This is a genomic window from Wenyingzhuangia sp. IMCC45467, assembly GCF_054111205.1.
In genome coordinates, this window is the sequence record NZ_CM134196.1 from 2,787,673 (window position 1) to 2,801,184 (window position 13,512).

Consider the following 13,512-nt stretch of genomic DNA (forward strand, 5'->3'; position numbering starts at 1 on the left):
ATGAAAAAAATAACAACATTAATATTATGTGTTAGTGTCTCTTTTTCTGTGTTAGCTCAGAAAAAGGAACTTAGAAAGGTTGAAAAATTAATTAAATCAGCTGAGTACTCAGAAGCTACAGAAGGGTTAAAGGGATTAGAGAGTTTGGTAAAAGACACAAAATATGAGTCTTATTACTATTTCTTACAAGGTAAAAATGCTTTTGGAGATGAAACTACAAATGATTACCAAACAGCAGCTATAAACTTTTACAAAACTTTAGATGTAGAACATAGAGTTGGAGAAAAAGATTATTCTGAAAAAGCAATTAGCTATTTAAATTCAATTAGTGATAGTTATTACACTAAATTAAATGCGTATTTAAAGGAAGAAAATTACGAGAAAACAGGGGATGTTTATGAAACTTTATATAAAATTAGACCTGAGCGTAAAGATCTTTTAGACTTGTTGCTTTATTGTCGTATAAAATCAAAAAATTATACAGAGGCAGCTAAAATTTTAGAGACTTTGTTAAAGTCTCCTGGAGAAGTAGTTTATAGTGCGGTAAATAAGCATACTTTAAAAAGTAACGATTTTTTTAAAAAAGAAGATAGAGATAAAGCAGTTTCAGAGGAAACACATATTTCTCCTAGTGAATCTAAGGTTGAAAAAAGTACTCGTATAGAGTATTACAATAACTTGGTTGGTATTTATGATCAACAAGGAAAGTTTGAGAAAGAGATTGTAAAGTTAAAAGAAGCTAAGAAAGAGTTTCCTAAACACGCTCCGTTTTTTGAAAATTATGCGGCTGTTATATATAAAACTGGAGATAATGAAGCGTACTTATTGGCTTTAGAAGAGGCTTTGGAGTTAACTCCTGAAAACAAAAATTTATGGTATAATTTAGGGGTGATTTCTCAAAGTGAGGGACAAAAGGAAAAAGCATTAGCGGCTTATGATAAAGTAATCGCAATAGATCCTAATTATAGAAATGCATACATAAACAAAGGTTTGTTGATTTTAGGAGGAGAAAGAGAGCTAGTAAAAGAGTTAAATGCTAATCGTGGAACAAAAGAATATACCAAGGTTAAGGATAAAATTACAGCAATGTATTTAGAGGCAATTCCGCTTTTAGAGAAAGCATATAGTTTGAAAAAAGATGAAGAAATAAAGTCTAACTTAAAGGGACTTTACAATGCTGTTGGTGATAAAGAAAAAGCAGCAGCTTTATAAAATTGATTTTATTATTTAATAAAAAGCCCCCATTAATCTACAGATTAATGGGGCTTTTTGATTCGGGTTTACTAAAATATTTAGTATATTTAAGTAAACCCAATTTTATAGTAATGATTTCTAAAAAAGTAAATACTGTAACAGAAGCTTTAAATGATATTGACAGTGGTATGACTTTGTTGGTAGGTGGTTTTGGTTTGTGTGGTATTCCAGAAAATGCCATTGAAGAGTTGGTAAAGCTAAATGTAAAAGAACTAACCTGTGTATCTAACAATGCGGGGGTAGATGATTTTGGATTAGGCTTGTTGTTACAAAAACATCAAATCAAAAAAATGGTTTCTTCTTATGTGGGAGAAAATCATGAGTTTGAAAGACAGATGTTGAGTGGTGAAATTGAAGTAGAATTAATTCCTCAAGGAACTTTAGCAGAGCGTTGCCGATCTGCAAAAATGGGAATTCCAGCTTTTTTTACACCAGCAGGTGTGGGAACGGAAGTTGCTCAAGGAAAAGAAATAAGAACGTTTAGTGGAAAAAAATATTTATTAGAATATGCAATAAAAGCCGATTTTGCTTTGATAAAAGCATGGAAAGGGGATGAAGCAGGGAATATTATATTTAAAGGAACAGCTCGCAATTTTAATCAAGCAATGTGTGGAGCTGCTAAAATAAATGTGGTAGAAGTAGAAGAACTTGTTGCGGTAGGAGAATTAAATCCAAATGAAATTCATGTTCCTGGGGTTTTTGTACAACGTATTTTTCAAGGGAAGAACTACGAAAAAAGAATTGAAAAATTAACTTTAAAGGAATAGTTATGTTAACCAAAGAACAAATAGCACAACGTATTTCTAAAGAATTACAAGATGGTTTTTACGTAAATCTAGGAATTGGAATTCCAACCCTAGTAGCGAATTACGTACCTAACGGAATTAATGTTGAGTTTCAAAGTGAAAACGGGGTGTTGGGTATGGGGCCTTTTCCTACAAAAGATCAAGTGGATGCAGATTTAATTAATGCGGGAAAACAAACTATTACTACATTACCAGGAGCTTCTTTTTTTGATTCGGAATTGAGTTTTGGAATGATTAGAGGACAACATATAGATTTAACCGTTTTAGGAGCCATGGAAGTTTCTCAGAATGGTGATATTGCCAATTGGAAAATTCCAGGTAAAATGGTAAAAGGGATGGGGGGAGCAATGGATTTGGTGGCGAGTGCAGAAAATATTATTGTGGCCATGATGCATACAAATAAAGCAGGAGAGTCTAAATTACTTAAACAATGTAGTTTGCCCTTAACGGGTGTTGCTTGTGTAAAAACAATTGTAACCAATCTAGCTTTGCTAACTATAGAAAACGGAAAGTTTTTGTTAAAAGAAACTGCTCCTGAGGTTGGAATAGAATATATTAAAAGTGTTACCGAAGGAGAATTGATAGTATCCCCTAATTGTAAAACAATGCTTATATAATTTTTTTAATAACCCTAAGTTTATGGGTATGTCTTTTAGTATCTACATTGTAAATTCCTAAGTGATCCAATCTATCAATCCTAACTTTTCCATGGGCATGAATAATATAATTATCAGCCATCATAATTCCTACATGAATAATGTTTCCTTCCTCATTATCAAAAAAAGCCAAATCTCCAGGTTCGCTTTCTTCAATAAAACTTAATACATCACCTTGAGTAGCCTGATCTTTAGCATCTCTTTTTAAAGGATATCCGTTAAGCTTGTATACCAATTGAGTCAACCCTGAACAATCGATTCCAAAAGGTGTTTTTCCTCCCCATAAATATGGAGTGTTTAAAAACTGTAAAGCAGTTATAACAATATTTTCTTTTTGTTGCTTGTTAGAAATTACATCACCCTCAAAAGCAAATTTTTCTTCACCAATTAAAAATTGTTCGTCTTTGTAAAAAGGCAAATGAGAACCAATTACAATATTGGTTAAAAGTCGTTGTTGGTTTTCTCCAAAGTTAATGATATCACTAGATAAATAAATAGGTGATTTTTCTACTTTGTTATAGTCTTCTAAAGAGATTAATAAGAATTGCTTATTGTCTAGCCAGCCTTCATAATTGTCATAAGCCAAGCGAATTTTACTCCATTTATTTCTTATTTCTAAGACTTTAAAATGCTCCCCTAATAATACTTGAGAAACCATTTCAGAGCTGTCTGAGGGTTCTAATCTTAAAGGAACAACACTAAGGTTACAAATACCGTAATCCATGGAATATATAAGTAGGCTCTCTAAATATTTTTAATAATTATGGCAGTTGCACCACCACCACCGTTACAAATAGCAGCAAGTCCATAACTTGCTTGCTGTTGTTTTAAAACATTTATCAAAGAAACAACAATTCTAGCACCTGAGCAACCTAGTGGATGGCCAAGTGATACTGCTCCACCATTTTTATTTATTTTATGTATGGGTATTTTTAGCAAGTTAGCATTTGCAATTCCTACTACAGAAAATGCTTCATTTAGTTCAAAGAAGTCAATATCAGTTATTTGTAGTTTGGTTTTTTTAAGAACTGCTGGTATAACTTTGGCAGGAGCTGTAGTAAAAAGTTCGGGTTGTGTAGCAGCATCTTCATAAGCAATAATTTCTGCTAAGGGGGTTAAATTTAAAATTTTGGCTTTTTCTTCGGACATAATTAACAAAGCAGCAGCTCCATCATTTAAAGTTGAAGCATTGGCGGCAGTTACGGTACCATCTTTAGAGAAAACTGGTTTTAGTAACGGAAACTTTTCGGGTTTAAAATTCAAAAACTCTTCATCTTCATTTATAATAATTTCATTTCCTTTTTTATCATGATAAATTACAGGAGAAATTTCATTTTTAAATTTTCCTTGCTTGTTTGCATCAATTGATTTTTGATAAGATTGAATAGCAAAGTTGTCTTGTTCTTCTCTAGAAATATGGTGTGTTTTGGCACACAAATCACCACAAATTCCCATATGGTTTTGATCATAAACATTGGTAAGTCCGTCTTGTAAAATTCCGTCATGTAAAGTTAAGTTACCTAATTTGTTTCCTGTTCTAGTATAGTGGTAATGCGGTACTAAAGACATATTTTCCATTCCACCAACCAAAACTATATCTCTATCTCCTGCTTTAATAGCTTGTGCTCCCATGCTTATAGCTTTCATTCCAGAGGCACAAACTTTGTTAATGGTGGTACATGGAATTTCATCCTTTAATCCTGCGTATTTTGCAGCTTGTTTTGCGGGAGCTTGCCCTATGCCTGCTTGTAATACATTTCCTAAATAAACTTCTTCTACTAGATTGTATGGTAGGTTAATATCGTTTAAAACTCCTTTAATAGCTGTGGCAGCTAGTTTAGGGGCGGTTATTGTAGATAAGCTTCCTAGAAAGGATCCTATAGGTGTTCTTTTGGCAGATACAATCACAATTTTTTTAGACATAAAGCAAACAGATTAGAGTACTTTGAATTTACAAAAATTAATTGTTTATTTTTGATAAAGATCAAAAACACTAATGAAGAATATCATTAATCGCATTTACCAAAATCAATCTATTATTTACAAAGTTTTTTTGTTTGTATTAGTTGTGTTTTCTATTGTTTATTTTTTTCCGAAAGGAGGAAAGTTTAAGTATGAATTTCAAAAAGGAAAACCTTGGCAGTACGAAAATTTACTAGCTCCGTTTGATTTTGCTGTTCAGAAGTCTCAAGAAGAAATAGCTTCAGAAAAAAAAGAACTTATTAAAAACTCTAACATTTATTTTGAGTACAAAGAGGAGGTAGAGCTTGATGTGAAAAATAAATTTGATAGTTATTATAATGAAGCAATTTTAAATAAAGGTTTAAAAAAAGAGTTTCATACTTCGGTTTATAAAAAAGCAGCAGATGATTTAATTGCTTTTATTTATGATTTAGGTTTTGTAGATACAAATGTAAAAGAAGAATATCCGGCAGATAGATCTGTTTTTTTAAGAAAACAACAAGAGGTTAGCAAGATTGATTATGGAAGGTTAATTACTCCAAGAGAGTTGTTACCGTTAATTAACTCTACACTAAATAATCAAGTTGATTATGTTCACAAAAGTATTATTACCAATATTCTTACTGAAGTTTTAGTACCCAATGTTTTTTTTGATAAAGGTTATACCGATAAAGATTTAGAAGAGTCTTTAGGAACTATTTCTTATACCAAAGGAAAAATATCAGCAAAAGAATTAATTATTGCCAGAGGGGATATTGTAGAAGGTAAAAAGTTAGAGGTGTTAGAGTCTTTAAGACAAGAATATAAGTCTCAAATTTGGACAAAAAAGAACTATACATGGATTTTAGTTGGATATATTATTTTGGTATCATTAGCTATGGGAATGCTAATGTTGTTTTTGTATTTAGATAGAAAAGAAATTTTTGAAAACAACACTCAAGTAACCTTTATTTTTTTAAATGTTTTGTTGATGGTTTTTATAGAAACCCTAATCATAAAACAATATCCAGACTATTTATACGTGGTGCCAATATGCATTTTACCCATTATACTTAAAGCTTTTTTTGATGCTCGTGTAGCTTTGTTTTCGTACTTGCTAATGGTATTAATGCTGGGGTTTGTTGTGCCAAACAGTTTTGAATATATTTATTTACAAACCATTGCAGGATTTGTAACTATTTTAACAGTTTCGGATATTCATAAAAGAGGTAATTTATTTATATCGGTAATTAAAATAACCTTGGTGTACATGCTAACGTATTTAGCTTTTTATATTATTCATGAAGGGGGGGTGGGGCAAATTAAAAGTCGCTATTTTGCTTTGTTTGCCTTAAATGGAGTTTTATCATTCTTATCAACTTTTTTAATTTGGTTATACGAGAAGTTGTTCGGATTGGTTTCTGATATTACTTTGTTAGAATTGTCTAATACAAATAGCGTGTTGTTGAGAGAATTGAATGAAAAAGCCCCAGGAACTTTTCAACACTCTATGCAAGTAGCCAATTTGGCCGAAGCAGCTGCAAATGCTATTAATGCCAATGTAATGTTGGTAAGAACAGGAGCATTGTATCATGATATTGGTAAAATGTTAAATCCTTTTTATTTTACCGAAAATCAATCAACGGGTGTAAATCCACATAATGAATTGCCTGCAAAAGACAGTGCTAAAATTATTATTGGCCATGTAACAGAAGGAATTGAATTGGCAAAAAAACAAAGATTACCAGACAGAATTATTGATTTTATTAGAACTCATCACGGAACTAGTTTGGTTTATTATTTCTATAAAAAAGAAATGGATGCAAATCCTGAAAATGTAAATATTGAGGATTTTAGATATCCAGGACCTATTCCATTTTCTAAAGAAACATCTATATTAATGATGTGTGATGCTGCCGAAGCAGCATCAAAAAGTTTATCAGAACCAACAGCTACAGCCATTGACGAGTTGATTGAAAGGATTATAGAAAAACAAAAATCTGAAGGACAGTTTTTAAATGCAGATATTACCTTAAAAGAGATAGAAAGTGTTAAGAAAGTAATTAAGAAAAAACTTAAAAACATTTATCATGTAAGAATTGAATATCCTGAATAAAAAAAACTCAAAAAAAGGTTGCAAGCATTTAACTAAACACATATATTTGCACTCGCAAAACAAAGTAGTAATATACTTAGGAGAGGTGCCAGAGTGGTAATGGAGCAGATTGCTAATCTGTCGACGGGTAACCGTCGCCAGGGTTCGAATCCCTGTCTCTCCGCATTTTTAAGATGGCTTTTCGGGGTGTAGCGTAGCCCGGTCATCGCGCCTCGTTTGGGACGAGGAGGTCGCAGGTTCGAATCCTGCCACCCCGACAAAAAAACACTGTAAATCTTTATTGATTTATAGTGTTTTTTTGTTTTGGCGAGGTTTTTTCTATTGAGCCATTGTCGAGGAATAATTTTAGTAAAATAAGTCTTAGTAGTTTTAGAGATATTTAGAATACAATTACCTTAAAGATTCAAGATAACTTATAAGAATTAGTAAACCTAATACAGATTTTTATTAAATTGCCAATTTAGAAACAAAGCAAAACATGGAACTTTACAGAGTAGTGATTATTTGTTTTGAAGTTTTATAGAACAACAACCTTCATTGATGATTATAATCAAAAGGGCTTTTGTAGGAAGTCCTCGGTTTGGTAACGGTCGTTTAATTTAAGTTCTATATTTTAGTTGTAAACTGTATATATAAAGGACTGTTTTCTGAGTATTATATGTGTGGTAACACTAATTATCAGCAACCTATTGTTTTTTTATAAAAATCTTAAATCACTTCATTATATTAGAATGAACAAAAAATTAAAAAACATACTTTTTTTAACCTTATTACTATCAAACCTAGTGATAGGTCAGAATTCAAATTTTACGTTTTCTCGTTTAAATGCTACTCATGGTCTCAGTGATAATCAGGTGAGATTTATTCTTCAGCTTGCTGATGGTAGAATGGTTTTTACTACAAATGGAAACCTTAATCTTTATGATGGTTTTAAATTTCAATCTATACATCGTAGTGATAAGGATATAACAAGCTTAAAAAAATATGATGGACATTATCGTGTTTATCAAAGTAAAGACTCGTTACTGTGGATAAAAGACCAATACAAATTAATGTGTATTGATTTAAAGATAGAGCAATATATATCTGAGCCTAATAAAATTTTTAGAAGTATGGGGGTGACTTCTACTATTCTTGATTTCTTTTTGGATGATTTTAAGAGGATGTGGTTACTGACTGAAAATGGATTAATACAACCTGAAACGAATATTTTAATTAAAAATATATCTGATGAAGGAAGGCTTCAGGATTTGGGTAGTGATAAGAATTACTTATATCTTTTTTATCATACTGGAGAAGTTGTTTGCTACGATCTTATAACACAAGAAAAAATATATAATGTAAGTCCTTATGCTCTAAGTGATATAAAAAATTTTGATAGAACCTCTATGGTTGTTAAAGGTAAAAAGGGATTTTATCAGCTTAGAAATGGAATAAAGGGTGGTTTTTTCTTCTTTAACTTAAAAACTAAGAATTGGAAAACCATACTAGAAACCTCTTATACTTTAAATACACTGGTAGTTACAAATGATGAAAAGGCTTACGTAAGTAGTTTAAAAGGAGTTTGGGAAATTGATGATAAAAGGGGTGTTAAGAATTATTTTCCAGCACTAAAAACAATTGATGAAGGAGTTGTAGATACAGACATTAGTACCTTGTTTATTGATCAGCAAGGAGCTTTGTGGATTGGGACTAATAATCGAGGATTACTATATTATCACCCATCCCGATTTAGTTTTCAAAAAATAGGAACTTCTTATTTTCCTAATTTAACTTCAAAAGATTTAAGTATTTGGTCTTTTGCAGAAGATGAGTTTGGTAAAATATATCTAAAGTCAAATTCAGGTTATTATCAATATCATACCACACCCAAAGATAGCACCTATTTAACCTCTATACGTGTAGAAAATTTGTCTAAAGAAGTTGTTGAACAATTAAATAAAAGTGGGAACAATACTTATAAGAATAAAATATATAATACTTTATTTACAGATAGTCGTAATTGGATTTGGGCTGGAACATCTGATGGATTAAAGCTTTTTACACCTGAAGATCAAGTAGGAAAAATTTTTCATGTAGAAGATGGTCTTGTAAATAACTCTGTACACGCAATAATTGAAGATAAGCATAAGCGAATATGGGTTACTACCAGTAATGGTATTTCTAGAATTAATGTTGATATAAATTCTCAAGAAGTCTATTTTACTAATTTTAACTATTTTGATGGAGCGCTATCTGGGGAGTATTTAAATTTTTCTGCCTTTGAGTCTAAAAAAGGAACTTTGTTTTTTGGAGGAATTGATGGATTTAATACTTTATCTCCAAATCATATTTCTGTACCAGACTTGCCTTTTAAACCTCTTTTGAGATCTATTAGAGTCCATGGGAGTAAAATAGAGCATCAACAAGCTTGTGATGGAAAAATGATTTTATCACAAGCTACTCCTTATGTTAATCATATTACGCTTAACTATAATGATAATTTTTTAGCATTTGACTTTGCATCTCTTAATTATATAAATCCAGAAAAAACATATTATCGTTATCAAATGAAAGGTGTGGATGATGATTGGGTTACATTAAATCCTGGATACCAGTCTGGTAAGCTCTTAACTGTTAACTATACAAACTTAGAGCCTGGAGAGTACTCCTTAAAAGTAATGTCATCAAACAAAGTAGATGTATGGCAAGGAGAACCTCGTAAAATAGATATTACTATACTCCCACCATGGTGGAAAACTCTAGCCGCTTATATTAGCTATTTAATAGCCTTTATTCTAATAACATCAGGAATATTATATTTTTATGTTAGGTATACTAAAGAAAAAATGGAGCAGCAGCATAGAGAGGAAATACTTTTATTAAGAATACGTAATTTAATTGATCAACGTAAAGCTTTTGAAGACGTTGAGGAGAAACAGAAAGAAATAGATGATTCTGTTGCAAAAGAGCAATTTCAAAAGCCAGCAGATATTGCTTTTCTTAATAAAGCTATTGAAATTGTAGAAAAGAATATAAATGTTCCAGGATATACTGTTGAAGATCTTAGCAGCGATTTAAATATGGAAAGAACTGGGCTTTATAAAAAATTGACAAAATTACTGGAAGAATCTCCCAGTTTATTTATAAGAAACTTAAGATTAAAAAAAGCTGAACAATTATTACTTGAAGGAGATTTAACCATTGCCGAAATTGCAGATCAGGTAGGGTTTAGTAGTTCAAGTTATTTAAGTAAATGTTTTCGTGAAGTTTATGGATGTAGTCCTTCAAAATACATTGAAAACGCAAAGAAATCAACCTGAGTGTTCTTTGTTTCAACATAATTATTACTTCGTTATTTGTTGATATATAGATATTTGTGCTAGTTAGTTAGTGTTACTTTAAAACTTAAGGCTTGTATTTTTCAATTTGATAAATTAAGTGTTTATTTTTTATTAAAATTGAAATATTTAGTTGCCTAAAGATTTAAGGTAAAATAGAATTCCTAACTCCAAACAAATATATAAGGTTTTAAACCTATAGTTTTTTCTAATAAATACCTATTACTAGTTATGGTATGTTAAGGAATAATTATATGGAGATCCTAATTATTTTAATTGTAAAAAAATTAAACAATAGTTAAGAGAGGTGTAGATTATTTGAATAAGGGTATTTAACCTCTATTTAATAATTACCTCATCTAGGGGGTAGAATGTCTATTAGTTAACAATAGACGTTTTTATCTTAAAAAATTAAACTTAAAAACTATATAAGAATGCAGCAATTAACAACAATTAATAAGCTAAAGCGAAATCGATTTTATTCGCTCTTAATTTTTACATTTTTTCTCGGATTGTCAGTATACGGACAGGAAGTTAAAATATCAGGGCAAATTACTAGTACTGTAGGGGGGATGCGTTTACCTGGTGTTAGCGTTATGGAAAAAGGGACATCCAATGGTGTAGTAACAGACTTCGATGGGAATTATACCATCAAAGTTCCATCACAAGCAGTTCTTGTGTATTCATACATCGGGTTTAAAACACAAGAAGTAAAGGTAAGTAACCAAGATAAAATTGATATCCAATTAACAGAAGATGTTGAGGTTTTAAATGATATTGTAATTATAGGGTATGGGTCTCAAAGAAAAGAAGATGTAACGAGTGCTGTATCTTCAGTAAAATCAGATGAATTTGTAAAAGGTAATGTTAATGATATAGGTCAGTTACTTCAGGGGAAGGTAGCAGGTTTATCGGTTTCTATGAATAGTGGAGATCCTCGTTCTGGTTCTCAAATAAGACTGAGAGGTACTAACTCTATAATAGGTTCTAGTAGTCCTCTTATTCTTATTGATGGTATTCCAGGAGATTTTCAAACTGTAGCTCCTGAAGATATAGAGTCTATTGATGTTTTAAAAGACGGATCTGCTGCTGCTATTTATGGTACCAGAGGTACAAATGGGGTAATATTAATAACAACTAAAAGAGCTAGTGGTAGTTATACAAACCGAGTAGATTATTCTGTAAATTTAAGTACACAGGAAATTTCAAATCAATTAGATGTTTTATCTGCCGATGATTACAGACGTCAGATTGAACAGGGAAAAAGAGATCCTAGTCAGGATTTTGGAAGTTCAACAGATTGGTTAGATGTAATTACACGTACTCCATTTAGCCAAGTACATAATTTAACTTTTAGAGGAGGGAATAAGAAAACAAATTATATAGCTAATATTAATTATAGAGGTTTAGAAGGAGTGTTTTTAAAATCAAATAATGAAACATTTTCAGGACGTATAGATATCAATCACAATATGCTTGATGATAAACTGAAGTTTAATGTTGGAATCATAAGTCGTTCACAAAATTATACAACCACTTCAAGTCAAAGCTATACCTATAGACAGGCATTAATCAGAAATCCAACAGAACCCATTTATGATGAAGAAGGAAACTGGTTTGAACGTCCAGGGAATTTTGATTATGAAAACCCTTTGGCTCGTATTTATGAATCTGATGGAGAGGAGCGATCTTTGTTTAGTAGATATAATGCAAATATGAGTTATGAACCTATAGAAGGATTAAAGCTTAATGCATTAGGTTCTTTAGGGCGTTATTATCAAACACGAGGTTATGCTGAAACTAAAAATCATATATCTAACGTAAAAAACGGCTTAAATGGGTATGTAAGTAATGGAACTAGAGAAACTCAAGAGAAATTATTTGAGTTAACTGCACAATATTCCACATCTGTAAATAAGCACTCTTTCACATTTTTAGCGGGATATAGTAATCAAGAAAGTTACTATAGAGATTATTCAATGACAAATAGGGATTTTCCAACCGATGAATTCTCATATCATAATATTGGCTTGGGTAATGGTATAAATGAAGGAGATGCTACAGTTGGAGGTTTTACATCCAAATCAAATTTAATAGGATTCTTTAACAGGTTAAACTATAATTTTGATAATAAATATTTACTTATGGCTAGTGTACGTCATGAAGCAGCTAGTCAATTATATCGTACTAAAAAACCATGGGGAACTTTTCCAGCTGTTTCAGCAGGATGGAGAATTTCACAAGAATCATTCTTAAAAGATGTTGATTTTCTTTACAACCTTAAGCTAAGAGCAGGTTATGGTGTTACAGGTACACCTAACGGAAGTGCTTTTGGTGCAGTTCCATTGTTGGGATTTGGATCATATTTTTACTACAATGGAGAATGGATAAGAACCTTAGTGCCTTCACAAAATGCAAATCCAGATTTAAAATGGGAAGAAAAACATGAAACTAATTTAGGACTAGATTTTGGGTTTATTGATAATAGAATTAGTGGAAGTATAGATTATTATGAACGTGATATTAACGATTTATTATATGATTACTCAGTTCCTGTACCTCCAAATCTTTACCCTACAACTCGTGCCAATGTTGGGAAAATGCAAAATAAAGGTTTAGAGGTTGCTTTAAATTTTATTCCTGTACAAAATGAAAATTTTGAATGGACATCAAATGTAAATTTTTCTACAAACACAAATAAACTGATTAGTATTTCTAATGATTTGTATCAATCTACTAACGATTATTTTACAACAGGAGGTACTGGTTCACCAATAACAACCTTTACGCACCTTGTTAAAGTAGGAGAAACTGTTGGTAATTTTTATGGTTTCAAAGTAGTAGGTATTGATGATGACGGTTTATGGATTTATGAAACTCCAGAAGGGGAAACACAAAGTTATGATGAGTTTAATCATAGTTTTGAAGATAAGCAGGTTTTAGGTAATGGCCTTCCAAAATATTATGCTAATTGGAATAACTCATTTAAGTATAAGCAGTTTGATTTTGCAGTTTCAATGCGTGGTGCATTTGATTATCAAATTTTAAATTTTGAACGTATGTATTTTGAAAATCCTTCTATTCAGCAATATAACAGACTAACTTCTTCTGAAAATCAAATTTTTGGTAAAGATGTAGCATTAAACGCTCCAGAAGAGTTTACTAGTTATTATATAGAAGACGGAGATTTTTGGAAGATAGATAATATTACTATAGGTTATAATTTCGATAAAATTGGAAAACATATTAAATCAGCTAGGTTGTCTTTCTCAACATTAAACACTTTTACGTTTACTAAATATTCGGGTATAGACCCTGAAGTAAATAGAGGAGGTTTAGCTCCTGGAAATGATGGTCGTGATAAATACCCAACAACAAGAACATATACTTTGGGATTAAATGTTTCTTTTTAAAAAAAT

General features: G+C 31.2%; 8 protein-coding genes and 2 tRNA genes. 8 read left to right on the top strand and 2 right to left on the bottom strand.

The features are described 5' to 3' along the window. The 3 genes from ACXGQT_RS11995 to ACXGQT_RS12005 all read left to right on the top strand — a co-directional run bounded on the left by ACXGQT_RS11995 (position 1) and on the right by ACXGQT_RS12005 (position 2,677). The gene (locus ACXGQT_RS11995) at positions 1–1,212 is read left to right on the top strand and encodes a tetratricopeptide repeat protein (protein ID WP_457828832.1); all 1,212 of its coding nucleotides are present in this window, start codon (positions 1–3) and stop codon (positions 1,210–1,212) included. A gap of 113 nt (positions 1,213–1,325) precedes the next feature. Continuing rightward, positions 1,326–2,021 (top strand): CoA transferase subunit A, encoded by a 696-nt coding sequence (locus ACXGQT_RS12000; protein ID WP_457828833.1) that lies wholly within the window; start codon positions 1,326–1,328, stop codon positions 2,019–2,021. A 2-nt stretch (positions 2,022–2,023) separates the two neighbouring features. Continuing rightward, a complete protein-coding gene (locus tag ACXGQT_RS12005; RefSeq protein ID WP_457828834.1) occupies positions 2,024–2,677 on the top strand; it encodes a 3-oxoacid CoA-transferase subunit B in 654 nt (217 codons plus the stop codon). Here ACXGQT_RS12005 and ACXGQT_RS12010 read toward each other — a convergent pair. Both ACXGQT_RS12010 and ACXGQT_RS12015 read right to left on the bottom strand, forming a co-directional pair. Then, positions 2,670–3,440 (bottom strand): C40 family peptidase, encoded by a 771-nt coding sequence (locus ACXGQT_RS12010; RefSeq protein WP_457828835.1) that lies wholly within the window; start codon positions 3,438–3,440, stop codon positions 2,670–2,672. The two genes, ACXGQT_RS12005 and ACXGQT_RS12010, sit on opposite strands and share 8 nt — an antisense overlap. A gap of 20 nt (positions 3,441–3,460) precedes the next feature. Further along, on the bottom strand, positions 3,461–4,639 hold the full coding sequence (locus ACXGQT_RS12015; protein WP_457828836.1) for an acetyl-CoA C-acyltransferase: 1,179 nt from the start codon (positions 4,637–4,639) through the stop codon (positions 3,461–3,463). 73 nt (positions 4,640–4,712) lie between these two features. On the opposite strand from ACXGQT_RS12015, the gene ACXGQT_RS12020 reads away from it, so the two are divergent. The 5 genes from ACXGQT_RS12020 (at position 4,713) to ACXGQT_RS12040 (ending at position 13,506) form a co-directional block, all read left to right on the top strand. Then, positions 4,713–6,773, top strand: a complete 2,061-nt coding sequence (locus ACXGQT_RS12020) for an HD family phosphohydrolase (protein ID WP_457828837.1) — start codon at positions 4,713–4,715, stop codon at positions 6,771–6,773. 79 nt (positions 6,774–6,852) lie between these two features. Then, positions 6,853–6,936 (top strand) — tRNA-Ser (locus ACXGQT_RS12025). A gap of 19 nt (positions 6,937–6,955) precedes the next feature. Then, positions 6,956–7,030 (top strand) — tRNA-Pro (locus ACXGQT_RS12030). 474 nt (positions 7,031–7,504) lie between these two features. Continuing rightward, a complete protein-coding gene (locus tag ACXGQT_RS12035) occupies positions 7,505–10,075 on the top strand; it encodes a helix-turn-helix domain-containing protein (RefSeq protein ID WP_457828838.1) in 2,571 nt (856 codons plus the stop codon). A 530-nt stretch (positions 10,076–10,605) separates the two neighbouring features. Next, positions 10,606–13,506 carry a SusC/RagA family TonB-linked outer membrane protein gene (locus ACXGQT_RS12040; RefSeq protein WP_457828839.1) on the top strand — a complete coding sequence of 967 codons (2,901 nt, stop codon included), beginning with the start codon at positions 10,606–10,608 and terminating at the stop codon, positions 13,504–13,506. Positions 13,507–13,512: the final 6 nt, after the last annotated feature.